At 71.1% G+C, this 23,909-nt stretch carries 16 protein-coding genes; 8 read left to right on the top strand and 8 right to left on the bottom strand.

Annotation, left to right across the window (positions count from 1 at the left end; translation table 11 throughout):
• The 7 genes from BIV25_RS39670 to BIV25_RS39640 form a co-directional block, all read right to left on the bottom strand.
• Positions 1 to 2,173, bottom strand: a 2,173-nt coding sequence (locus BIV25_RS39670; RefSeq protein WP_143076785.1) for a condensation domain-containing protein, incomplete at its 3' end; no start/stop codon positions are given.
• Between the two features lie 11 nt (positions 2,174 to 2,184).
• Positions 2,185 to 9,948 carry a non-ribosomal peptide synthetase gene (locus tag BIV25_RS39665; protein WP_071377407.1) on the bottom strand — a complete coding sequence of 2,588 codons (7,764 nt, stop codon included), beginning with the start codon at positions 9,946 to 9,948 and terminating at the stop codon, positions 2,185 to 2,187.
• A gap of 43 nt (positions 9,949 to 9,991) precedes the next feature.
• On the bottom strand, positions 9,992 to 11,179 hold the full coding sequence (locus tag BIV25_RS39660; RefSeq protein ID WP_071377406.1) for an NAD(P)/FAD-dependent oxidoreductase: 1,188 nt from the start codon (positions 11,177 to 11,179) through the stop codon (positions 9,992 to 9,994).
• A 232-nt stretch (positions 11,180 to 11,411) separates the two neighbouring features.
• Positions 11,412 to 11,642: a phosphopantetheine-binding protein gene (locus BIV25_RS39655; protein ID WP_071377405.1), complete on the bottom strand. Its 231-nt coding sequence runs from the start codon at positions 11,640 to 11,642 to the stop codon at positions 11,412 to 11,414.
• A gap of 9 nt (positions 11,643 to 11,651) precedes the next feature.
• Positions 11,652 to 13,214, bottom strand: coding sequence for an amino acid adenylation domain-containing protein (locus BIV25_RS39650; RefSeq protein ID WP_071377404.1), 1,563 nt, complete (start codon positions 13,212 to 13,214; stop codon positions 11,652 to 11,654).
• Positions 13,215 to 13,335: 121 nt separating this feature from the next.
• Positions 13,336 to 14,007, bottom strand: a complete 672-nt coding sequence (locus BIV25_RS39645) for an LmbU family transcriptional regulator (protein ID WP_071377403.1) — start codon at positions 14,005 to 14,007, stop codon at positions 13,336 to 13,338.
• 97 nt (positions 14,008 to 14,104) lie between these two features.
• Positions 14,105 to 14,320: an MbtH family protein gene (locus tag BIV25_RS39640; RefSeq protein ID WP_071377402.1), complete on the bottom strand. Its 216-nt coding sequence runs from the start codon at positions 14,318 to 14,320 to the stop codon at positions 14,105 to 14,107.
• A gap of 406 nt (positions 14,321 to 14,726) precedes the next feature.
• Between BIV25_RS39640 and BIV25_RS39635 the strand changes: the two genes are divergently transcribed.
• From BIV25_RS39635 to BIV25_RS39615, 5 genes are all read left to right on the top strand, one after another.
• Complete coding sequence (locus BIV25_RS39635) at positions 14,727 to 15,485, top strand: thioesterase II family protein (protein WP_071377401.1); 759 nt, start codon at positions 14,727 to 14,729, stop codon at positions 15,483 to 15,485.
• Between the two features lie 163 nt (positions 15,486 to 15,648).
• Positions 15,649 to 16,833, top strand: a complete 1,185-nt coding sequence (locus tag BIV25_RS39630; RefSeq protein ID WP_079177184.1) for a serine hydrolase — start codon at positions 15,649 to 15,651, stop codon at positions 16,831 to 16,833.
• A gap of 150 nt (positions 16,834 to 16,983) precedes the next feature.
• Positions 16,984 to 18,012, top strand: a complete 1,029-nt coding sequence (gene argC / locus BIV25_RS39625) for an N-acetyl-gamma-glutamyl-phosphate reductase (protein WP_071377400.1) — start codon at positions 16,984 to 16,986, stop codon at positions 18,010 to 18,012.
• On the top strand, positions 18,009 to 19,160 hold the full coding sequence (argJ, locus tag BIV25_RS39620; protein WP_071377399.1) for a bifunctional glutamate N-acetyltransferase/amino-acid acetyltransferase ArgJ: 1,152 nt from the start codon (positions 18,009 to 18,011) through the stop codon (positions 19,158 to 19,160). The genes argC and argJ overlap by 4 nt, the downstream gene beginning before the upstream one ends.
• On the top strand, positions 19,157 to 20,362 hold the full coding sequence (locus BIV25_RS39615) for an acetylornithine transaminase (RefSeq protein WP_071377398.1): 1,206 nt from the start codon (positions 19,157 to 19,159) through the stop codon (positions 20,360 to 20,362). The genes argJ and BIV25_RS39615 overlap by 4 nt, the downstream gene beginning before the upstream one ends.
• Before the next feature lie 88 nt (positions 20,363 to 20,450).
• On the opposite strand, the gene BIV25_RS39610 is transcribed toward BIV25_RS39615, so the two are convergent.
• Positions 20,451 to 21,191, bottom strand: a complete 741-nt coding sequence (locus BIV25_RS39610) for a helix-turn-helix domain-containing protein (RefSeq protein ID WP_071377397.1) — start codon at positions 21,189 to 21,191, stop codon at positions 20,451 to 20,453.
• Between the two features lie 250 nt (positions 21,192 to 21,441).
• On the opposite strand from BIV25_RS39610, the gene BIV25_RS39605 reads away from it, so the two are divergent.
• The 3 genes from BIV25_RS39605 to BIV25_RS39595 are packed head-to-tail and all read left to right on the top strand — an operon-like array spanning position 21,442 to position 23,863.
• Positions 21,442 to 22,104 carry a DUF4097 family beta strand repeat-containing protein gene (locus BIV25_RS39605; RefSeq protein WP_071377418.1) on the top strand — a complete coding sequence of 221 codons (663 nt, stop codon included), beginning with the start codon at positions 21,442 to 21,444 and terminating at the stop codon, positions 22,102 to 22,104.
• Positions 22,105 to 22,133: 29 nt separating this feature from the next.
• Positions 22,134 to 23,090, top strand: coding sequence for an ATP-binding cassette domain-containing protein (locus BIV25_RS39600; protein WP_071377396.1), 957 nt, complete (start codon positions 22,134 to 22,136; stop codon positions 23,088 to 23,090).
• Positions 23,087 to 23,863 (top strand): ABC transporter permease, encoded by a 777-nt coding sequence (locus tag BIV25_RS39595; RefSeq protein ID WP_071377395.1) that lies wholly within the window; start codon positions 23,087 to 23,089, stop codon positions 23,861 to 23,863. The genes BIV25_RS39600 and BIV25_RS39595 overlap by 4 nt, the downstream gene beginning before the upstream one ends.
• The last annotated feature ends 46 nt before the right edge of the window (positions 23,864 to 23,909 follow it).

Raw genomic sequence — 23,909 nt, 5'->3', positions numbered from 1 at the left:
GTGCCTCACCGGCGAAGACGACGGTCTCCACGTCGAGTTGGAGACCGGCCGCGCCGTCGCGGGCGATCTGGTCGAGCAGCGCGGAGAACACCGCCGGTACGGCGCTGACGGTGGTCCCCGACCAGCTGTCGCGTTCCCCGAGTTCGAGGACGTCACGCACGATCTCGACACTCGCTCCGCTGGTGAGCGCGGTGAAGATCTCGAACACCGAGACGTCGAAGTTCACCGAGGTCGCGGCGAGCATCCGGGACCCCGCCCCGACCCGGGTACGCCGGCGCAGGTCCTGGACGCCGTTGACCACACTGGCATGGGTGACGGCCACGCCCTTGGGGGTCCCCGTCGATCCGGAGGTGAACATCACGTAGGCGAGGTTGTCCCGCCCGACCGGCACGTCCCCGGCCTCGGGAGCGGGGCCCTCCAGGCTCAGCTCGTCCAGGCGGAGCACCGGCAGCCCGCACGTGGCCACGGTCGACGCCGCTTCGCCGTCGGTCAGCACCAGCTCCGGTCCGGCCGTGTCGAGCAGGAGGCCGACGCGCGCGGCCGGGTAGTCGGGGTCGACCGGCAGGTAGGCCCCGCCGGCCTTGAGGACGCCGAGCAGGGCGACGGCCAGGTCCGCCGAGCGCGGCAGCGCCACGGCCACCAGGACGTCCGGCCCGACCCCGCGTGCACGCAGGACCGCGGCCAGCCGGCCCGCACGCGCCTCCAGTTCCGCGTACGACAACGAGGTCCGCCCCGACACCACGGCGGTGGCGTCCGGTGTGCGCGCCGCCTGGAAGGCGACCAGCTCCGGAACCGTCGCCGCCTGCACCGGGACCGACGTCTCGTTCAGCCGGGCCAGCCGGTCCCGCTCGGCGGCGCTGAGCACGTCCACCCCGCCCAGCCGCGTCGCCGGAGCGGAGACCACCTGCCGCAACACGCGCACGAAGCGCTCGACGAGAGACTCGGCCGTGGAGTGGTCGAACAGTTCCGTCGCGTATTCAAGGCGTCCGTACGCGCGCCCGGACGGGTCCGGGACGATGTTGAAGAACAGGTCGAACTTCGCGGTCTCGGTGCCCAGCGGGACAGGGGTGACCCGCAGCCCCGGCACCTCGATCTGCGACCACGCGAACTGCCAGGCCAGCATCACCTGGAACAGCGGCTGGTAGGCGGTGGTGCGGTCCGGGTTGAGCAGCTCCACCAGGTGCTCGAAGGGAACGTCCTGGTTGTCGTACGCGCCGAGGGCCCGGTCCCGCACCTGGTCCAGCAGATCGCCGAACGCCGGGTTCCCCGACAGGTCGACGCGCAGCACCCAGGTGTTGGCGAAGAACCCGATCAGGTCTTCGAGCTGCTCGTCGGCACGCCCCTCGATCGGGCCGCCGATGGTCAGGTCGTTGCCGGCGCCGACGTGGTGCAGGAGCACCGCCAGCGCGGCCTGGGCGACCATCGGCGCCGTGGCCCCGTGGTCCGCGGCCAGCTTCCCGATCCCGGCGACGAGTTCCGGCTCCAGCTCAAGGTCGACATGGCCGCCGCGGTGGCTCGCCGACGTCGGCCGCGGCCGGTCCAGCGGCAACTGCACCGGCTGCGGCACACCGGACAACTCCTGCCGCCAGTAGTCCAGTTGCTCCGCGGCGATGCTGTCCGGGTCCTCCTCGTCGCCCAGCATCTGCCGCTGCCACACCGTGTAGTCCTTGTACTGCACCGGGAGCGGGGCCCCGTCCGGTGCCCTCCCCTGCTCGCGGGCCGCGTACGCCGCCAGCAGATCCCGCAGGAACGGCGCCATCGACGCCCCGTCCGCGGCGACGTGGTGGAACACGAACACCAGCACGTGCTCCTGCGGCGAGATACGGAAGACGGTGGTCCGCAGGGGCAGGTCCCGGTCGAGCTCGAACCCCTCGTTGACGAACGCGCGCATCGCGCCGTCCACCGTGTCCGCGGCCACGTCGACCACCCGGAACGGGTTGTCCGCCGCCTCGGGCGACAGGATCCGCTGCTCCGGGGTGCCGTCCTCGTTCTCGACGAGCAGGGTGCGCAGGCTCTCGTGCCGGGTGACGACGTCCGTGACCGCCGCGGCCAGAGCCGCCGTGTCCAGCGGCCCGTCCAGACGCAGCACGAACGGGATGTTGTACGTCGCGGACGGCCCTTCCAGACGGTGGAGGAACCACAGCCGACGCTGAGCGAAGGACAACGGGATCATCGTGCTTACTCCTAAACGTTCATCTGTCGCAGCTGGAGGCGGTTCGACTTGCCCGACTTCTCGATCCGGCCCGCCAGCTCGGCGACGGTCGGACTGCGGAACACCGTCGTGACCTTCACGTCGACGCCGAGTTCGTTGCGGATGCGGCCGACCAGCCGCGTGGCCAGCAGTGAGTGCCCGCCGTTGTCGAAGAAGTCGACGTCGATGCCGACCTGGTCCACCCCGAGCAGCTCGGCGAACAGCCGGCAGAGGACTTCCTCGTTGTGGTTGCGCGGCCCGCGTCCGGTCGCGGCGGCTTCGGTGTAGTCCGGTGCGGGCAGCGCCTTGCGGTCGAGCTTCCCGCTCGGTGTCATGGGGAACGCGGCGAGCGGCACGATCGCCGAGGGGACCATGTACTCCGGCAGCCGCTCCCGGGCCAGGTCCGTCAGGGCCGTGAGGTCCGGCCCGGCCGGATCCGTGCCGTCCGCCGGCACCACGTACGCGACCAGCCGCTGGTCGTCGGCGCGGTCCTCCCGTACGACGGCCACCGCGCTGTCGACGTCCGGGTGCGAGGTCAGTGCCTGTTCGATGTCGCCGAGCTCGATACGGAACCCGCGGATCTTGACCTGGAAGTCGGCCCGGCCGATGTACTCGACCTGGCCGTCCCGGCTCCACCGCACGACATCGCCGGTGCGGTACATCCGGGTTCCCGGCTCGCCGAAGGGGCAGGCGACGAACCGCTCGGAGGTCAGCCCGGTCTGCCCGAGATAGCCCCGGGCCAGCTGGACGCCGGCGAGATACAGCTCACCGGTGACGCCGGGCGGGACCGGGCGCAGTGCCGCGTCCAGCACGTACACCTGGGTGTTCCAGACCGGCGCGCCGATCGGCAGCCGGTCCGAACCCGGCACGTGCTGCCAGGCGGTGACCTCCACCGACGCCTCGGTGGGACCGTAGAGGTTGTTCGCGGAGCAGCCCGGGAGCAGTTCGACGAACCGGTTGGCCAGCGCGGCCGGGAACGCCTCGCCCGCGACCTCGATCCAGCGCAGGCTGGAGCACTCCTTGGCCGAGGGCTCGGCGACGAACGCCTCCAGCAGGGACGGCACGAAGTCGGCACCGGTCACCCGCTCGCGCCGCATCAGCTCCGCCAGATAGGCCGGGTCCCGCCGTCCGTCCGGACGGGCGATGACGACGCCCGCACCCACCTGGAGCGGGGCGAACAGTTCGGGCACCGACACGTCGAAGCTCGCGGTCGTGCTGAGCAGCACCCGGTCCTCGACACCGACGTCGAAGTGCGCCAGACCCCACCTGAGCCGGTTCATGATGGCCCGGTGCGCCACCGGCACGCCCTTGGGACGGCCGGTGGAGCCGGAGGTGAAGATGGCGTAGGCGGCGTTGTCCGGCGACAGCGTCCGCTCGGGGTTCGTCCCCGGGCGGGCGGAGACGTCCGGAAGGTCCTCGGTGAGCACGACCAGCGGCCTGGCGGCGTCGAGGATGTGCCGCACCCGGTCCTCGGGCAGCTCGGTGTCCACCGGCACGTACGCCGCGCCGGCCTTGACCACCGCGTAGATGGCCACCATCAGATCCACGGAGCGCGGGATCCGCACCGCGACCAGCTTCTCGGGACCGGCGCCCTGCTCGATCAGCCAGTGCGCCAGCCGGTTCGCGCGCCGGTTGAACTCGCCGTAGGTCAGCGTCTCCTGCTCGCTGATCAGCGCCACGCGCTCCGGGTCCCGCTCCACCTGGGCCTCGAACGCGCCCGGCAGCGTGTCCACGGCCACCGGGTGCGCGGTGTCGTTGATCCGCCGTACCAGCCAGTCCCGCTCGTCCTCCGCCAGCACCTCCACGGCACCCACCGGCACCGACGGGTCGGCCAGCACCTGGTCGAGCACCCGGACGAGCCGGGCGGCGATCACCTCGGCCGCGTCGCGGTCGAAGAGGTTGGTCTGGTAGTCGAGGGAGAGCCGCAGATAGGGGTCCGAGGCGTTGAGGGTGAGCGGGTAGTGCGAGCCCGCGAACGGCCGGATGGCGTCGATCGTGAAGCCCGCCGAGTCGTTCGCCTCGACGATGCCCTCGCGGTCGATCGGGTAGTTCTCGAACACCACGATCGTGTCGAAGAGGGTGGGCAGCCCGGTGCCGCGCTGGATGTCGGCCAGACCGTAGTAGTGGTGGTCGAGCAGGGTGATCTGCCGGTTCTGCAGATCGGTGATGACGTCGCCCAGGCGGTGGTCCGGCCGGCACAGTGCCCTGGTCGGCAGCGTGTTGATGAACAGGCCGACCATTTCGTCCGAACCGATCAGGTCCGCCGGGCGGCCGTTGACGGCGGCACCGAACACCACGTCCTGCTGCCCGGTCAGCTTCGAGAGCAGGATCGCCCACGCCCCCTGGAGGAGCGTGTTCAGCGTGATGCCCAGTTCCGCGGCGCGCCGGGCGAGTTCACGGCCCTTGTCGATCGACAGGGGGACCTCGACCCGGCCGAGGCGGGACGCCTCCCCCTTCGAGGGAAGTTCCGCGGCCACGAGGGTCGGCTGGTCGAATCCGTCGAGCTCGGCCTGCCACCGGGCGGCCGAGGCGTCCCGGTCCTGCCGGGACAGCCAGGCCAGGTAGTCGCCGTAGCTGCGGACCGGAGCGAGCTCGCCGGTCCCGGCGTACAGCCGGACCAGATCCGTGATCACCAGCGGCGACGACCAGCCGTCGAACAGGGTGTGGTGTGCCGTGAGGATGAGCTTCGCCTGCTGCGGCCCGCAGGTGAGGAGGGCCATGCGGAGCAGCGGCGGCCGGCTGGGGTCGAGCTGGTCGGCCCGGTCGTCGGCGAGTGCCGCGTCGAGCGCCGCGTCCTGCTCGGCCTCGCTCCGGCCGGTGAGGTCGAGGTGCCGCCAGGGCAGGTCGACGTGTTCGGCCACGATCTGGACCGGTTCGCCGTCGGCCGAGGCGAGGAACGCGGAACGCAGGTTCGGGTACCGGTCGAGCAGCGCCTGCCCGGCGGCCCGCATGCGCACCGGGTCCACGTGCCCGGACAGGTGCAGCACGAACTGCATGTGGTAGACGTCGAAGGTGCCGTCGGCGAGCGCGGCCTGGAACTGGATGCCGGACTGTCCCGGTGCCTGCGGCCACACCTCGACCAGCCGGCCGTAGCGCTCCTCCCATGCCTCGATGTCGTCCTGCCGCACCGAGACCAGCGGGGCGTCCGAGGGGGTGAGCCCGCCGGTCCCGTCGTGTGCGGCCATGCCGTGCAGCACCTCGGCCCACAGCCCGGCCAGTTCGGCGGCCCGCTCGCGGGACAGCACCCCGGTGGCGAACATGAAGGCGGCCTGCAACCGCGTACCGTCGGCGGTGTCCGTGGCGACCGAGTTGACCTCCAGCGCGGACAGCGCGGGCAGGTCCGGGTCGGGCAGCGCGATCAGCTCGGCGGACCAGGACGCCGGCCCCCACCCTCCGTTGCGCAGATGCTCGGGTACGTCGCTGTCGGAGATCCGGCCGAGGTAGTTGAACCCGATCTGCGGCACCGCGTACTCGGCGAGCTGTCCGGCGGTCTCCGGGTTCAGGTGGCGCAGCAGGCCGTAGCCCATGCCCTTGTCCGGGACGCCGCGCAGCTGCTCCTTGACCAGCTTGATCGCCTTCCCGACGGCGGGACCGCCGGCCAGCACGTCGGCCAGGTCCACGCCCCGCACATCGACCCGGGCCGGGTACATGCTGGTGAACCATCCGACGGTCCGGGACAGGTCGGCGCCGGGGACGACGTCCTCCTCCCGGCCGTGCCCCTCCAGCCGGACCAGCGTCGAGCGGTCCGTGCCGTTCCACCGGTTCACCGCGAGCGCGAGGGCGGCGAGCAGTACGTCGGTGCCGGTGCCCTTGAACGCCGCGGGAAGCCTGGTCAGTACGGCCTCGGTGACGTCGGCGGGCAGCTCCACCCGCACGGTGTCGACCGTGGACCACACGTCCACCGCCGGGTCGAACGCCCGCGTGCCCAGCGGCAGGTTCGGCGATTCGAGCAGGTCCCGCCAGTACGGCAGTTCCGCCTCCCGCTCCGGGGAGAGCGCCTCGTCCGCGAGGGCCGACGCCCAGCGGCGGGCCGACGTGCCGACGGCGGGCAGCTGCGGCGTCCTGCCGGAGCCGGCCTGCTGCCATGCCTCGGCGAAGTCCGACATGAGGATGCGCCAGGAGACACCGTCCACCACCAGGTGGTGCAGCACCACGAGCAGCCTGCCCGCGCCCGAGTCCGCGGCGAACCAGACGAAGTCCGCCATGGTCCCGGCCTCCGGGTCGAGCCGGCCGACCGCGTCCTCCAGCTCGGCCTTCGCCGCCTCCAGTGCGGACGGCTCGTCCCAGCGGCCGTCGCAGTCGATCCGGCGGATCAGGTCGGCGGCCCGTACGGCGCCTTGCGGACGGACGACGAGTGAGAGGTCGTCGCCGCGCACCAACCGGGCGCGCAGCAGGTCGTGCCGGTCGAGCACGGCGTCCAGGGTCGCGGCCAGGCCGTCCCCGTCGATGCCCGCGGGCAGTTCGAGGACCATCGACATGGCGAACCGGTTCGTCCCGCCGCCGTGCTCGAACACATGCCGCGCCACGGGCTGCAGCGGCATCGGGCCGACGCCGCCGCTCGCGTCCTCCGCGAGCACGGGCACGCGGTCCCGGCGGGCGGAGGCCACCTCGGCGAGCCGGGAGGCCGTACGGCACTCGAAGATCTCGCGCGTGGAGAGCTCCAGGCCCCGGGCCCGGGCCCGCGCCACGACCTGGATCGAGCGCAGACTGTCACCGCCCACCGCGAAGAAGTCGTCGTCGACACCGACCCGGTCCACGCCGAGCACATCCGCGTACGCCGCGGTGATGATCACCTCGGCCTCGGTGCGGGGCTCCCGGTACGCCTCACCGAGGAACTCCGGCTCGGGCAGAGCCTTGCGGTCCAGCTTGCCGGTCGGGCCGAGCGGCAGCCGGCCGAGGGCCACGAAGGCCGACGGCACCATGTAGTCGGGCAGCCGGGTGGCGACGAACTTGCGCAGTTCGGCGGAGGAGGCTCCGGCCAGCACGTCCACATCGCCGATGCCGCCGGCGCCGTCGTCACCGACGGACCCCTCGCCGGTGTGCACCACGTAGGCGACGAGCCGCCGCCCGCCCGCGGGCACCTCCCGGCTGATCACCACGGCCTCACTGATCCCGGGGTGCGCCGTGATCGCCGCTTCGACCTCGGCCGTCTCGATGCGGAAGCCGCGCACCTTCACCTGGCCGTCACCGCGGCCGACGCACTCCAGCTGCCCCTGCGCGTTCCAGCGGGCCAGGTCGCCCGTGCGGTACATCCGCTCGCCGGCCGGGCCGAACGGGTTCGCCACATAGCGCTCAGCGGTCAGGCCCGGACGGCCGTGGTAGCCGCGGCCCAGGCAGGTACCGACCACGTACAGCTCACCGACCACGCCCTGCGGCACCGGGGCGAGTCCCGGGCCCAGCACGTAGGCACGCATGTTGCCCAGCGGGCTGCCGATGGGCGCGACATCGCCGTCCGCCCACTCCTCGCCGGCCGCGAGGGAGAACGTGGTGGCGTAGAAACTCTCGCTCTGCCCGTAGGAGTTGACGATCCGTGCGCCGGGCAGGGCCTCGCGCACCTGGCGCACCAGGCGGCCCGGGAGCACGTCGCCCGCGAACACCACCGTGCGCACGTCGGGTGCCTTGTCCAGGTGGCCGACCAGTTCGCCGAGCACCGAGGGGACGCCGCTGATCACGTGGCCGTCCCAGCTGTCGCGCTCGCCGAGGGCCAGCGCGTTCGCCACCAACTCGGCCGTGCCGCCGGTGGACAGGGTGGTCAGCAGCTCGAAGACCGAGACGTCGAAGTTGACCGAGGTGCCGGCCAGCATCCGCCACCCGGGCGGCGTGTCGAGGACGCGTACCAGCTCCCGCACGCCGTTGACGACGCCCCGGTGCGTGATCGCCGCGCCCTTCGGCTTGCCCGTGGAGCCGGAGGTGTACATCACGTACGCCAGGTTGTCCGGGCCGAGCGGCGCGATCCGGCGCGCGTCGTCCGGCGTCCCCGCGGACGCTTCCCACTGCGCGCGGCGGTCGAGGTGGACGCACGCGATGTCGTTCTGCGGCAGGTCCTGCCATGTCGAGGTGTCCGTGACCGCGAAACGAGGAGACGCCTCGGACAGCACGCTGTCGGCTCGCCCGCTGAGGTACTGCGGGTCCAACGGCACATATCCCGCACCGGACTTGAGGATCCCGAGCAGGCCGACGACCAGGTCCTCGGTACGCGGCAGCGCGAGGACCACCAGGTCCTCGGGCCCGGCACCGCGCCGGATGAGCTCCCACGCGACGGCGTTCGCCCGGTCGTCGAGCTCCCGGTAGGTCAGCGTCCGGTCGTCGCACACCAGCGCCGGGGCGTCGGGCGTCCTGGCCACCTGGCTCTCGAACAGCTCCGGGACGGTCACCTCGGGCACCGCCGAGGCGGTGTCGTTGAACCGGGTGAGCAAACGTTCCCGCTCGGCCGCGTCGAGCACGTCGACGGTGCCGATCACGCGCTCCGGGTCGGTCACGAGCCGGCCCAGCACATGGACGAACCGATGCGCGATGGCCTCGGCCGTGGCCTGGTCGAACAGGCTGGTGGCGTACTCCAGACGGCATTGCGCCCCGCCGCCCGAGCTGTTCGGGAGCAGGTCGAAGAACAGGTCGAACTTGGCCGTCCCGGTCTCCAGGCGCTCGGTCCGGACGCCGAGGCCGGACAGTTCCATGTCCGGCACGGGCGGCTGCCAGGAGAGCATGACCTGGAAGAACGGGTTGTAGGCGGTGGACCGGTCCGGGTTGAGCAGCTCCACCAGCCGCTCGAACGGCATGTCCTGGTTGTCGTACGCGGCGAGGGAGCGGTCGCGGACCTGCTGGAGCAGCCGGCCGAAGGTCGGGTTCCCGGAGAGGTCGACGCGCAGCACCCAGGTGTTGACGAAGAACCCGACCAGGTCGCGCAGTTCCTCGTCGGTGCGGTCCGTGATCGGCGCGCCGATGGACACGTCGTCACCGCACCCGAGGTGGTGCAGGAGCACCGCCAGGGCCGCGTGCATGACCATCGACACCGTGGTCTCGTGCTCCGTGGCCAGCTTCTCCACGGCCCCGAGCAGTGCGGGATCGATCGAGAAGGGGATCCGGTCGCCCTCGGAGTTCATCAGCCTCGGGCGCGGGCGGTCCGTCGGGATGGCCAGCGGCTGCGGCAGATCGGCCAACGCCTCGCGCCAGTAGGCGAGTTGCCTGGCCGACACGCTGTCCGGATCGGACTCGTCACCGAGTACGTCCCGCTGCCACAGCGTGTAGTCCGCGTACTGCACCGGCAGCGGCTCCCACGCCGGGGCCCTGCCCTGTCCGCGGGCCGCGTAGGCCGTGGTGAGATCGCGGAACAGCGGCCCGAAGGACTCGCCGTCCACGGCGATGTGGTGTGCCACGACGACGAGGGTGTGCTCGCGCGGTCCGCTGCGTACCAGCCGGGCGCGGATCGGCACGTCGGCGGCCAGGTCGAAGGTCTCGGTGGCCACCGCGTCGATCGCCGCGCCCCGTTCCTCCTCCCCCGCGACCTCGACGACGGGCAGGCCGAACGGCTTCTCGCCGGACGCCAGCACCTGCTGGTACGGCACTCCGTCGTCGCCCTCGACGATCACCGTGCGCAGGACCTCGTGCCGGTCGATGACGTCACGGAGTGCCGCTTCGAGCGCCCCCACGTTCAGCTCACCGGTCAGCCGCAGGGCGAAAGCGCCGTTGTAGGTCGGCGAAGGACCTTCGAACTGGTCCACGAACCACAGCCGGCGCTGCGCGAACGACAACGGGATCATTGTTTCTCCAAATCGGCAGAACCACGGGGGAGCAAGTCGTCACTCAGCTCAGGTCGAGCAGGTCCAGGAGTTCGTCGTTGTAGAAGTCGTCGATGGAGCAGGCGCCCGACAGCGTCGAGAAGTACCGGTCGATGTGTTCTTGGTGGCCGACCAGCTTCCGCAGCATGTCGACCCGGCCCTCGGGCTTGAGCTCGGCCACGTTGAGCGCGCCCTGGTAGTGGCTGAGGGCTTCGCCGCTCAGGTCGTTCTCGTAGCGCTTCAGCGCCGTCCTGAGCGCGGCGTCGTCGTGCAGCCGCTCCCCGACGTGGTCGGTGAGCGACTGGGCCTGGGCGAAGGCCTCGGTGATGCCGCGGGCGGTGATGGAGTCCTTGTGGTTCACGGCGTCACCGACCAGCACCCACCCGGGCCCGTACGCCTTGCGGAAGTAGTTCTCCTGGTGGCCCGTGCCGTAGATCTGCTCCACGCGCTCGCCCGCCTGCATCCGCTCGTACAGCTCGGGCGCCGTCGTGCGGAAGCTGTCGAGGTAGAAGGGTTCGACTCCCTTGCGGACCTCGTTGTAGTCCTCCTGCGGGAAGTAGGTCATGAGCAGCGTGAGGTCGTTGTTGGTGGGGATGACACCGATCCAGCGCCCCGGCCGCTCGTACAGCTCGAAGTGCGAGGGAACTCCGGCCCAGTAGCTGTAGTAGGTGCAGGACACCCGCGGGTGCTCGATGACGTTCTGCGCGTCGACCTTGCGGGCCACCAGCGAGCGCATGCCGTCCGCGCCGACGACGAGGCGCGCCCGTTCCGTCGTCTCGGTGCCGTCGGGCGTCGTGTACCGCACGCCGGCGACCCGGTCGTCCTCCCACACCAGGTCCTTGACCGCGCAGCCCTCCCGGAAGTCCACGCCGGCCTCGACGGCGCCCTCCGCGAGAAGCGGGTCGAGCACGTACCGCCTGGGCGCGTACGTGTAGGTCAGGCCGTCGACCGGCAGCGAGAAGCCCTCGACGCGGACACCGGGCCCCGTGTAGCTCTGCTTGGTGATCGGCCGGCAGCCGGCGTCACGGAGCTTGTCGAGCAGCCCCCACCGGTTGAGCAGCCCCATGCCCTGCATATGGATGTAGTGCGAGGACAGCGTGTCCTGCGGGAATCGCGCTTTCTCCAGGAGCAGAACTCGATAGCCCTGCCGGGCGAAAAGCATGGCCGTCGGCGAACCCGCGACCCGGGCCCCGATGACAATCACGTCGTACATGGCGCGCCTCTCTTACCAGGTAGTTTTTTGACGCAACACGGCTGCAGCCGGAAAAGCCCTCTGATGGAGCGCGCTATCGACGCAGCGGACGAAACAGCCACTGCCGAGCACGAATGCGATGCTAGCCGATCCGAACTATCGGAATAAATACAAAGAGCTGCAGAAACACACAGGTCGACGCCGTGCCGTGTCCCGCCGGCGAGACACGACAGGGCATCAACCACGTCTGACGCTACTGCGTCACCGCGTCCAGGGATTCGATGTACGCGGAGATCGAGGCCACCGTCGGATTGAGGAACAGCTGGTCCATCGTGATCTCGACGCCCAGCTCCTCGATGAGGGCGCCCTGAATCTTCACCATGATCAACGACTGGCCGCCCAGTGCGAAGAAATCGTCGTCGACCGAAATGTCATCGCGCTGGAGTTCCCGGCACCAGATGGCGCGCACGCTGTCGGCAGTCATCACAGTCCTCTACTGGTTCTTGAGTGCGTCGACCAGCGCCGTGCGGTCGACTTTCCCGTGCGGGCTCAACGGAATTCGCGGGATATTGATGAACCTGGCCGGAACCATGTTCCGCGGCAGCGTCTCCAGCAGGCCGGTGCGCACGTCGTCCGCGGCGAGTTCGTCTCCCGCCGGGACGATGAACGCGGTCAGCTCGGCCTCGCCGGCGTCGGTGTAGGTGACCACCACGGCGGCCTCCCGTACCCCGGCCAGCCTGCCGAGCGCACGCTCGATGTCGGTGGGGTCGATGCGCATGCCCCGCACCTTCACCTGGTGGTCGATCCGGCCGAGGACGACGAGGTCGCCGGTCTCGGTGACGCGGCCACGGTCTCCCGTGCGGTACACCCTGCGCGGCGCTCCGTCGACCTCGATCGTCGTGAACTTCGCGTTCTCGGGGCCCGAGCCGCCCAGGTAGCCCGCGCCGACGCCGGCCCCGGAGATGCAGATCTCGCCCTGCTCCCCCGCCCCGACACCGCGCAGCTCCTCGTCGAGGAGGTGGATGTCGGTGTTGTACGCCGGCCGGCCGACCGGTGCGATGTCGTGTTCGCCGGGCCGGTACCCGGCCAGGTCGTACGACGTGGCGACGTCCGTGCACTCGGCGACGCCGTACTGGTGCAGGAGGGTGCACGTGTTGCCCTCGCGCCGCGCCCAGTCGGTGAGCCGCTCGGCCTTCAGCGCCTCTCCGCCGAACAGCACGTAGTCGAGCCGCGCGAGGGCGTCGCCGCCCCGTGCGGTCTCCCAGTCCACCAGCAGGTACAGCGTGCTGGAGGCACAGTGCACGACCCGGATGTCGTGCCGGGTCAGGATGCGGTAGGCCAGCATGGCGTCGAAGTTCCGGCTCGCCATCAGGTGCTGGGTGGCGCCGCAGAACAGCGGTGTCATCAGGGCGCGTTGGGAGAGGTCGAAGCCGAACGCGCTGACGACCAGGTTGGCCGACCCGCTGTGCAGGCCGTATTCGAGCTTCAGCCAGTTCATCAGGTTGAACCAGCCCTCGTGCCGCACGGCGGTCAGCTTCGGCGTGCCGGTCGACCCGGACGTGAAGACCGCGTAGCACACGTCGTCGCCGGTGACCGTCACGTCGGGAGCGGTCGCCGGGAGAGCTGCCAGGTCGTCGGAGAGGTGCTGGAGGTCGACGACGTCGACGGCCGCCGAGCCGACCATGCCGGCCGTCGCCGGGGAGGCCACGATCAGGGCGAGCGAGGGGACCTGGCCGAGCAGCAGCTGGAGCCTCGCCGACGGGTAGGCCGGGTCGAACGGCACATAGGCCGCGCCCGCCTTCAGCGTGCCGAGGATGGTGACGAGCATGTCGACGGAGTAGTCGAGGCAGACGCCGACCTTCGCACCCCGGCCGTGTCCACGCGCGGCGAGGAAGTGCGCGAACCGGTTCGCCCTCGCGTCCAGTTCCGCGTACGTCACCTGCTCACCGGCGCAGACGACGGCGAGGGCGTCGGGGGTGGCTGCCGCGTGCGCCTCGAACTGCTTGTGGACCACGGGTGCCGAGGGCAGGGCGACCCGCTTTCCCTGAAGGATCATCAACTGACTCCGATATGTGTGGTGTCCGGTCGGACGAGCCGCCGGCGCACCACGGGGATCGGGCTTGCCGGCACCTTCGGGCGCCGCGCTTGCCGGCGGTACGCCGCTGGGCGGGGTGCCGCTAGGCGAGGCGCTTGTTGGCGACGCGCCGGTCGGCGGTGTCGAGCACCTGGGTCACCATCCGGGCCACCCACTTGTCGACGGGCAGGCCGTGCGCGGCAGCCGCCTGCGAGTACTGCTCCAGTTGATCGGCGGACAGCTCGATGGTCAGCGTGGTGACCTGCTGCCGGGGCGCCTCCTGACGCTCGTCGGCGCCGCCCGTAGGGTTCTCGGCCGCGTCGCTCTGCGCGGCCAGGCCGGCGCGAAGCGCCCTGCGGAGTTCGTTGCGCGACCACTTCTGCTGTTCGGCCCTGCGCAGCCAGTAGTCCTGCTCCGCCGGCGACAGGCGGGTCACCTCGGCGTGGTGGGCGAAGCTGAGGGCGTCGCGCCGGCGGTGGTGCTCGAACCGCCGGGCCACCCAGGCGTAGTTGCGCAAGGTCTGGTAGTCGAGCCCGGTGCGCTCGATCGCCTCCTTGTAGCGCCGCCAGCCATAGGTGGTCTCCCCGTAGATCAGCCAGTCCGCGAGCCACCACGCCGAGGAGTTCACCAGCTCGCGCAGGTCGGTCCCGATCCGCTCCCAGGACCGCTCCGGCAGGTTCTGCGGGAAGAGCATGCCCGACTTCCGCACCGTGGCCCGGGTGCCCAGGAAGGACAGGAGCACATCGCGCTGCGCCGGCTCACCGCTGTCGGCCACCGGTATCGCCTTGTATCTGCTCGCGGTTCTCACGGCCCCCGTCACAACCTTCATCTCCCCACTCGGAACGTCTTCCCGGGCATCGGCCGATCCGCGTTCAGTCCGCCGCCATGGCCTGCTGCAGGCTCTTGGGGCGCAGGTCGGTCCAGTGCTGCTCGACGTACTCCAGGCACTCGGCCTTGGCCGCCTCACCGAAGACCACGCGCCAGCCCGCGGGCACCTCGGCGAACGCCGGCCACAGGGAGTGCTGCTCCTCGTCGTTGACCACAACGTGGAAGCGGCCGTCCGCGTCATCGAAGGGGTTCGTGCTCAATTGGCACCGTCCTTGTCCGTCATGGGGTGACTCGGGATGAGAGATCGCCGGGCCGGATGCGCGAGGGCATCGGGCGCGCCGTCGCCGGCCGGTGTCCGTCCGGTCGACGGGACACACGGCTGTCCGGTCGCCAGGACAGCCGACACCGGTGGCGGCACCGGCGATGCCCCGTCACCGTAGGGACACGGCCGTCGGCGCTACAAGGGCGGCAGGCCCGTCGGCCCCGTGCCGTCCGCCCGCACCCGCACCCCGCCGGGATCCTCTGTACCCGACCGGTTTCCTGTGCCACGATGCCGCGCCCGCGTGCCGGCCGGGCGCCTTGGGGGCCGGGCACCTGAGGATCGCTCAAGAGCCGCCGCACCGGCGCCGGAGCCCGCCCGCCCCGCGTCCGATCCGAGGGAGAACGATGGACAGCTCACGACCCGCCCTGCGCCTGTTCGTCCTGCACCACGCGGGAGGCTCACACCTGCCGTACCGCCACTGGCCGGCCGAGCTGCCGGACACCTGGGACGTGCGGCTGCTCGACGCCCCGGGCCACGGTTTCCTCCTCGACCAGCCGCCGCTCACGGACGCCGGCCGCCTCGCCGACTTCCTGCTGCGCGGCATCGAGCACGAACTGACGTGTCCCTACGCCCTTTTCGGGCACAGCATGGGCGCCCTCGTGGCGTACGAGATCACCCGGCGTGCCGTCGACCGGGGCCTGCCGCCACCGGTGTGGGTCGGTGTCTCCGCGCGTCCCGCACCTCACGTGGCGGGTCCGGGGAACGGGTATCACGAGCTGCCCGACGCCGAGCTGCGCACCCTTCTGAACCGGCTCGGCGGCACGCCCGACGGGGTCTTCGACGAGCCCGACCTGTGGGCCCGGTACGGCCCGGTCATCCGGGCCGACCTGCGACTGGTGGAGACGTGGCGCCCCGCTCCCGACGCCGGTCCGCTGCCCGTGGCACTGTCCGCCTACGCGGGCGTCGAGGACCACTCCGCCGCACCGTCGCGGATGGCCGGCTGGGCCGAGCACGCCCAGCGCTTCCTGGGGCTGCGGGTCTTCGACGGCGGCCATTTCTTCTTCCAGGACGACGCCGGGCCGTTGCTGCGGCGGATCGAACGGGACGCGGCCGCGGCGCTCGGCATGAGGCGGGCCGACTCGGGTGTCATGGAAGTGATGTGACGTCCCGTCATGAACCCCGGGCCGGTCGTCGCCGGCCCGATGCCCGTCGTGCGCGGTACTGCTGAACACGCTTCCGGGAGACGACACAGCTGACCTACGCTGCCGCCCACGAACCGCACAAGTACGGATTCAGCCATGTGCGGACGACTCTCGGGAGCGGGGAATGACGAGACGGAAGAGACCAAGGGCCGGCGTGGTGGGTCTGGCGGCGGTCGCGATCGCGGCCACCGCCTTCACGGGTCCGGCCCGGGCAGCCGCGCGGGACACGGCTCCCATGACGGCCGACCACCAGGCGACGCGGGCCGCGATCGACGCGGCCGTCAAGGCCGGTGTGCCCGGCATCACCGCCGAGGTACGGGATGCCGACGGGACCTGGAAGTACGCGGCGGGCGTGGGAGACACGAAGACGGGTGCGCCGCGCGGCGAGAACGACCGGTTCCGCATCTCCTCCAACACCGACACCTTCGTGGCGACGGTCCTCCTCCAGATGGAGGCGGAGAAGAAGCTCAGTCTCGACGACACCGTGGAGCACTATCTGCCCGGTGTGGTGACGGGCAACGGCAACGACGGCAGCGCGATCACCGTACGGCAGCTGCTCAACCACACCAGCGGCCTGTACGACTACCTCGGCGACAAGCAGTACGTCGACACATATGTGCAGGGCGACGGCTTCCTCCAGCACCGGTACGACACCGTGACGCCCGGGCAGCGGCTGAAGGCGGCCTTCTCCCACGCGCCGATGTTCAAGCCGGGCACCGAGCACTGGTTCTCCCACACCAACGACGTCCTGGCCGCGATGATCGTCGAGAAGGTGGGCGGCAGGTCGTACGAGGACGAGGTGCGCCGGCGCATCATCGAACCCCTGGGGCTCAAGGCGACGTCCAGCCCCGGCACGAGCACCGGCCTGCCCCGGCCGAGCAGCCGCGCCTACGGCAAGCTCTTCGGCGGGCAGCCGGACCGGATCGACGACGTCACCGAGGTGAACGGGTCGCAGAACTGGGGCGACGGCGACATCATCTCCAGCGCGGACGACCTGAACCGGTTCTACGGGGCCCTCCTGCGCGGGAACCTGCTGCCGCCGCAGCAGCTGGCGGAGATGAAGACGACCGTCGACGATCCCGCCTTCCCGGGCGCGACCTACGGGCTCGACATCGGGCAGCTCACGCTCGGCTGCGGCACCACCCTCTGGTATCGCGACGGAGGAATGATCGGGTGGATCACCCTGACCGCCGCCACCGAGGACGGCCGCCACATACTCACGTTCAACTACAACAGCGACTGGGGAGCGGAGACCATGATCTCCGTCCTGAACGCCGAGTACTGCGACACGTCTGCCGTCGCACACTGACGGCCACGAGGACACCCGCTCCCCGGCCGCGGCGGCACGCCGTTGTCGGGGAGCGCGCACGACGGCACACTTGTCATGTTCACGGCACATACGATTGATGGCAGGGTCCGGATCGCGTTAGAACGACATGTCTGTCGACCAGGAGGGTTCATGACAGTGCGAGCAGCCGTGGCCGGAGCGAGCGGCTATGCGGGGGGCGAACTCCTCCGCCTGCTCCTGGCCCACCCCGAAGTGGAGATCGGTGCCCTGACCGGGCGTTCCAGCGCGGGACAGCGTCTTGGCACCCTGCAGCCGCACCTGGCCCCGCTGGCCGAGCGGGAGGTGCGGCCCACCACCGCCGACGCCCTGACGGGGCACGACGTCGTCTTCCTCGCCCTGCCGCACGGCCAGTCCGCCGCCGTCGCACAGCAGTTGGGCGACGACACGCTCGTCATCGACTGCGGGGCGGACTTCCGCCTCGTGGACGCGGCCGACTGGGTGTCGTTCTACGGCTCGCCGCACGCGGGCACCTGGCCCTACGGCCTGCCCGAACTGCCGGGCTCCCGCGCCGCGTTGAGGGGCTCCCGGCGCATCGCGGTACCGGGCTGCTACCCGACCGCGGTCCTGCTGGCCCTCTTTCCCGCGTACGCGGCGGATCTGGCCGAACCCGAGGCCGTGGTCGTCGCGGCGTCCGGCACCTCCGGCGCCGGCAAGGCGCCCAGGGCGGACCTGCTCGGCAGCGAGGTCATGGGCTCCATGCGGCCGTACGGCGTCGGCGGCGGCCACCGGCACACACCCGAGATGACGCAGAACCTCAGCGCCGTCGCGGGTCGCCGGGTCGCCGTGTCGTTCACCCCGACCCTGGCCCCCATGCCCCGTGGCATCCTCGCCACCTGCTCCGCCGCGGCACGGCCCGGGGTCGACGCACACGACGTACGGGCCGCCTACGCGAAGGCGCTGGCCGACGAGCCGTTCGTACGGCTGCTGCCCGAGGGGCAGTGGCCCAGCACGGCGGCCGTGTACGGCTCGAACGCCGCCCAGGTCCAGGTGGCTTTCGACCCGGCGGTCGGCCGGATCATCGCGATCAGCGCCATCGACAACCTGACCAAGGGCACCGCGGGCGGCGCCGTCCAGAGCATGAACACCGCCCTCGGTCTGTCCGAGGGACTGGGGCTTTCCACGATCGGAGTAGCACCGTGAGCGTCACCGCAGCACAGGGCTTCACGGCGGCGGGTGTCGCCGCAGGAATCAAGCAGAACGGCAACCGCGACCTGGCTCTCGTGGTCAACGACGGGCCGCGCCACACCGCGGCCGCGGTCTTCACGTCCAACCGCGTACAGGCCGCGCCCGTCCAGTGGTCCCGGCAGGTCCTCGCGGACGGCGAGATCCGCGCGGTCGTGCTCAACTCCGGTGGCGCCAACGCCTGTACCGGACCGCAGGGCTTCCAGGACACCTGCGCCACCGCCGAGCGGGCCGCCGAGCGGCTCGGCCTGAGCGCCGCGGACGTGGCGGTCTGTTCCACCGGGATCATCGGTGTGCCGCTGCCCGTGGACCGGCTCCTGGCCGGCGTCGAGAGCGCCGTCGCCGGGCTGTCCGGGTCCGGCGGCGCGGACGCGGCGCTCGCCATCATGACCACCGACACGGTGCCCAAGACGGCGGTCGTCACCCGGGGCGCCTGGACCGTCGGCGGCATGGCCAAGGGAGCGGGCATGCTCGCCCCCGGACTCGCCACGATGCTCGTCGTCCTCACCACGGACGCCGACCTCCCCGGCGACGTACTCGACAGGGCCCTGCGCGACGCCACCCGCGTCACCTTCGACCGGGTCGACTCCGACGGCTGCATGTCCACCAACGACACGGTGCTGCTGCTGGCCTCCGGTGCGTCCCGGCGCACCCCGGACCACGCCGAGTTCGCCGAGGCCGTCCGCACGGTCTGCGCGGATCTGGCCCGGCAGCTCATCGGGGACGCCGAGGGCGCGAGCAAGGACATCCGCATCGAGGTCGTGGGCGCCGCGAGCGAGGACGACGCCGTCGAGGTGGGCCGCTCGATCGCCCGCAACAACCTCCTCAAGTGCGCCGTCCACGGCGAGGACCCCAACTGGGGCCGCGTCCTGTCCGCCATCGGCACCACCTCCGCCGCCTTCGAACCCGACCGGCTCGGCGTCGCCATCAACGGCGTGTGGGTCTGCAAGGACGGATCGGTGGGCGAGGACCGTGCGCTGGTGGACATGACCGGCCGCGACGTCCGGATCACCGTGGACCTCGCCGCCGGCGCGGACTCCGCCGTCATCTGGACCAACGACCTGACCGCCGACTACGTCCACGAGAACAGCGAGTACTCCTCATGAACGCGCCGTCGCCCAACGCCGCCCTGACCCGCCGCTGGCAGGGCGTCATGATGGACAACTTCGGCACCCCCCGGCTGCCTCTGGTCGAAGGCCGGGGCACCCGGGTCTGGGACGCCGAGGGCAACGAGTACCTCGACTTCGTCGGTGGCATCGCGGTCAACGCACTCGGCCACGCGCATCCCGCGGTCGTACGGGCCGTGTCCGAGCAGGTCGCCTCGCTCGGACATGTCTCGAACCTGTTCCTCGCCGAACCGACCGTGCGCCTCGCCGAGCGCCTGCTGCACATCTCCGGGCGCGAGGGCCGGGTCTACTTCTCCAACTCCGGCGCCGAGGCCAACGAGGCGGCCTTCAAGATCGGCCGGCTCACCGGCCGTACGCACATGGTGTCGGCCACCGGCGGCTTCCACGGCCGCACCATGGGGGCGCTGGCGCTCACCGGCCAGCCCGCCAAGCAGCGCCCCTTCCTGCCACTGCCGGGCGAGGTCAGCCATGTGCCGTACGGGGACGTCGAGGCCCTGCGCGCCGCGGTCACCCCGGACACCGCGCTGGTGATGCTGGAGCCCGTGCAGGGGGAGAACGGCGTGGTGGTGCCCCCGCCCGGCTATCTGCGGGCGGCCCGCGAGATCACGGCGGCGACCGGAGCCCTCCTCGTCCTGGACGAGATCCAGACCGGCATCGGGCGCACGGGCCACTGGTTCGCCGCGCAGGCCGAGGGCGTCGAGGCGGACGTCGTCACCCTCGCCAAGGGGCTGGGCGGCGGGCTGCCCATCGGTGCGACGCTCGCCTTCGGCGCGGCCGCCGGGCTGCTCACACCCGGCGCGCACGGCTCCACCTTCAGCGGGAACCCCGTGGTGTGCGCGGCCGCCCTCGCCGTACTGGACACCATCGAGCGGGCCTCGGTCCTCGACCAGGTGACCCGGACCGGGGAGCGGCTGCGGCGCGGCCTGGAGAAGCCGGGACACCCGCTGGTGCGCGAAGTCCGCGGCGCCGGCCTGCTGTTGGGCGTCGTGCTCGACGGGAACCACGCGGCTCGGGTGCAGCAGGCGGCCCAGGACCAGGGGGTCCTGGTGAACGCGGTGTCGCCGGACGTCGTCCGGCTCGCCCCGCCGCTGATCGTGTCGGACCGCGAGGTGGACGTCTTCCTCGACCGCTTCCGGACGGCCCTGTCCGGGACGCTCGACGGGGCGCTGACGACGGCCTGACCCCGCCGCGGGGAGGCCGTAGGGCACAGAAGCTGTTCAACTGACCAAAGCGAACACTTCGACACCCCGACCGCCCTGGCCGGCCCGGTCACGTCCGGGCAGGGTCGTCGGCGGGTGTCTCGGGTTTCGTGTGGAGGACTTCGCGGGCCTGGTCCGCGGCGCGGGCGATGCTCTCGGAGACGTAGGCGAGGAAGCGGGCGATGTTCTCGAGGCGGGTGCCGGCCGGAGTGCCCGGGCCGAAGACACCGACGCCCTGCTGTGCGGTTTCGACGAGTTGGGCGGTGCTGCGGGCGCTGGCCATCATCGACTGGTACCAGATGTCGTCGTCGACGATGTAGCGCTCGCGTCGGCGGTCGTCGCGTTCCCGGCGGATCATGCCCTGCTCGTCGAGGAACGCGACCGCCTTGGACACGGACGCCGGGCTGACCTGGAGACGCTGGACGAGCTCGGACGCGGTGAGGCTGCCCGCGTCGCTGAGGCAGATGCAGGACATCACCCGGGCCATCATCTTGGGCGTACCCGAGGCGATCAGGACGGTGGTGAACGTCTCCTCGTACTCGCGCACCGCCTCGGCGTCACGTCCGTAGGGCTGCGGAGGTGTCCTCGGGTCCCGGGGCGCGCTCTGCCTGCGGCGGTGGGCGCGGTGTTCGGTGGCGCGGTGGGCGAGGTCGGCACGGTAGGCGGTGGGGCCGCCGTTGCGCATGACCTCGCGGGTGACGGTCGAGGTCGGACGGTCGAGGCCTCGGGCGATCTCCGCGTAGGCGAGGCCGTCGGCCAGCCCCAGCGCGATCTGCTGGCGTTCCTGCTGGGTGAGTCTGCCTCCCGGCATCGCGGTCTCCTTCGGGGCGCGGGGGTGCGTAGTGGCATCAGCATAGCATTCAGCTTCATCCCATTGCAACGGATCACGGAGGATCCGTTGCGTTAGCTTCAGGACCGTTGCAACGAAATAACTACTTTCACCTGCGCAAATAGATTTCTGACGCAACACTCGTGTTGCCACATCTATGAATGCAACGTAGCGTTCGTGTCATCAGAAACGACGGGCCGAAGGGCCCGCGACACCGATGAAGGAGCACATCATGCAGAAGTTCGACACCCCCGCCGCCATCTCCGCCGTCCTCGACATCCCCGCCGGACGCATCCAGTTCATCGCCGCCGACCGCACCGACACCACCGTCGAGGTCCTGCCGGCCAACGCCTCCAAGAGCCGCGACGTGAAGGCGGCGCAGGAGATCGAAGTCGCCTACAGCAAGGGCGTCCTGAGCATCCAGGTCCCGGAGCCGGCCAACCGGTTCCTCGGCACCGGTGCCGTCGAGGTCACCGTCCAGCTGCCCTCCGGCTCCCGCGTCGAGGCGAAGGCGGCCAGCACCGAACTGCGCGGCGTGGGACGCCTCGGCGACGTCGTCTTCGAGGGCGCCTACCGGCAGATCAAGGTCGACGAGGCCGCGAGCCTGCGCCTCACCGCGACCGACGGCGACGTCGAGGTCGGCCGGCTGACGGGCCCCGCGGAGATCAGCACCGCACGGGGCGACATCCGGATCAGCGAGGCCGTACGCGGCACCGTCACCCTGCACACCCAGCACGGCGACATCACGGTCGGCGCCGCCTCCGGCGCCTCCGCCTCCCTCGACGCCGGCACCGGCCACGGCCGCATCAACAACGCGCTCAAGAACGACGGCACCACCGATCTCGACATCCGCGCCACCACGTCCTACGGCGACATCACCGCCCGCAGCCTGTGAACCCGCAGCTCGTACAGGGAGAACTCCCCATGACCGACCTGGCCATCGCAGCGCACGGCCTGCGCAAGTCCTACGGCGACAAGACCGTCCTCGACGGCATCGACATCCAGGTGCCCGCCGGCACGATCTTCTCCCTCCTCGGACCGAACGGCGCCGGCAAGACGACCGCCGTGAAGATCCTCTCCACCCTGATCTCCGCCGACGGCGGCGAGGCACGGATCGCCGGCCACGACCTCACCGCCGAGGCCCAGTCGGTGCGGGCCGCGATCGGCGTCACCGGCCAGTTCTCCGCCGTGGACGGCCTGATCACCGGCGAGGAGAACATGCTCCTCATGGCGGACCTGCACCACCTCCCCACGTCCGAGGGGCGGCGGGTCACCGCCGAACTCCTGGAGCGCTTCGACCTGGTGGAGGCCGCGAAGAAGCCCGCCTCCACCTACTCCGGCGGCATGAAGCGCCGCCTCGACATCGCCATGACCCTGGTCGGCGACCCGCGGATCATCTTCCTCGACGAACCGACCACCGGCCTCGACCCGCGCTCGCGCCACACCATGTGGCAGATCATCCGCGAACTGGTCGCCGACGGCGTCACCGTCTTCCTCACCACCCAGTACCTGGAGGAGGCCGACGAACTCGCCGACCGCATCGCCGTCCTCCACGACGGCAGGATCGCCGCCCAGGGCACCGCCGAGGAGCTGAAGCGGCTCATCCCCGGCGGACACGTACGGCTCCGGTTCACCGACCCGACCGCGTACCAGAGCGCCGCCTCCGCCCTGCGCGGCGCCGCCCGGGACGACGAGGCGCTGGCACTCCAGGTGCCCAGCGACGGCAGCCAGCGCGAACTGCGCTCCCTGCTCGACCGGCTGGACGGCGCCGGCATCGAGGCCGACGAACTGACCGTGCACACCCCCGACCTCGACGACGTCTTCTTCGCCCTCACCGACAGCACCACCGTGCCGAACCAGCCCAAGGAGACCCTGCGATGAGTTCCCTGTCGCTCGCCGTGCGCGACTCGTCCACGATGCTGCGCCGCAACCTGCTGCACGCCCGCCGCTACCCCTCCCTCACGCTGAACCTGCTGCTCACCCCGGTCATGCTGCTGTTGCTGTTCGTCTACATCTTCGGCAACGCGATGAGCGGCGGCGCCGGCCGCTCGCACTACATCGCCTACCTCGTGCCCGGCATCCTGCTGATGACCATCGGCTCCACCGTGATCGGCACCGCGGTGTCCGTCTCCACCGACATGAGCGAGGGCATCATCGCCCGCTTCCGCACCATGGCCATCCACCGCAGCTCCATCCTCGTCGGCCATGTCATCGGCAGCGTCATCCAGTCGGTCCTGAGCGTGGTCCTCGTCGGCGCCGTCGGCGTGGCCATCGGCTTCCGCTCCACCGACGCCACCGTCCTGGACTGGCTCGCCGCCTTCGGACTGATCGTCCTGTTCGCCCTGGCGCTCACCTGGATCGCGGTCGGCATGGGCCTGGTCAGCCCGACCGCGGAGGCCGCCAGCAACAACGCCATGCCGCTGATCCTGCTGCCCCTGCTCTCCAGCGCCTTCGTCCCGCTGCACTCCATGCCCGGCTGGTTCCAGCCCATCGCCCAGTACCAGCCCTTCACCCCCGCCATCGAGACCCTGCGCGGACTCCTCCTCGGCACCCACATCGGCGACAACTGGTGGATCGCCCTCGTCTGGTGCCTCGGCCTCACGGTGCTCGGCTACTTCTGGGCCACCTCGAAGTTCGCCCAGGACCCGAAGTAACCGCCATGAAACGCGGGCCACTTCCCGCGACGCGACCCACCCGAGA

Source organism: Streptomyces sp. MUSC 14 (assembly GCF_001866675.1).
Taxonomy (GTDB): domain Bacteria; phylum Actinomycetota; class Actinomycetes; order Streptomycetales; family Streptomycetaceae; genus Streptomyces.
The sequence above is the reverse complement of the archived record's forward strand: the minus strand, read 5'-3'. Positions and strand labels throughout refer to the sequence as shown.

Bases quoted from the DNA above. Each gene is read 5' to 3' on its own strand.
- BIV25_RS39605 (WP_071377418.1), top strand. From the start codon at position 21,442: ATGCAGAAGTTCGACACCCCCGCCGCCATCTCCGCCGTCCTCGACATC.
- argC (WP_071377400.1), top strand. From the start codon at position 16,984: ATGACAGTGCGAGCAGCCGTGGCCGGAGCGAGCGGCTATGCGGGGGGC.
- BIV25_RS39615 (WP_071377398.1), top strand. From the start codon at position 19,157: ATGAACGCGCCGTCGCCCAACGCCGCCCTGACCCGCCGCTGGCAGGGC.
- BIV25_RS39665 (WP_071377407.1), bottom strand. From the start codon at position 9,948: ATGATCCCGTTGTCGTTCGCGCAGCGCCGGCTGTGGTTCGTGGACCAG.
- BIV25_RS39635 (WP_071377401.1), top strand. From the start codon at position 14,727: ATGGACAGCTCACGACCCGCCCTGCGCCTGTTCGTCCTGCACCACGCG.
- BIV25_RS39650 (WP_071377404.1), bottom strand. From the start codon at position 13,214: ATGATCCTTCAGGGAAAGCGGGTCGCCCTGCCCTCGGCACCCGTGGTC.
- BIV25_RS39595 (WP_071377395.1), top strand. From the start codon at position 23,087: ATGAGTTCCCTGTCGCTCGCCGTGCGCGACTCGTCCACGATGCTGCGC.
- BIV25_RS39600 (WP_071377396.1), top strand. From the start codon at position 22,134: ATGACCGACCTGGCCATCGCAGCGCACGGCCTGCGCAAGTCCTACGGC.
- BIV25_RS39630 (WP_079177184.1), top strand. From the start codon at position 15,649: ATGACGAGACGGAAGAGACCAAGGGCCGGCGTGGTGGGTCTGGCGGCG.
- BIV25_RS39610 (WP_071377397.1), bottom strand. From the start codon at position 21,191: ATGCCGGGAGGCAGACTCACCCAGCAGGAACGCCAGCAGATCGCGCTG.
- BIV25_RS39660 (WP_071377406.1), bottom strand. From the start codon at position 11,179: ATGTACGACGTGATTGTCATCGGGGCCCGGGTCGCGGGTTCGCCGACG.
- BIV25_RS39655 (WP_071377405.1), bottom strand. From the start codon at position 11,642: ATGACTGCCGACAGCGTGCGCGCCATCTGGTGCCGGGAACTCCAGCGC.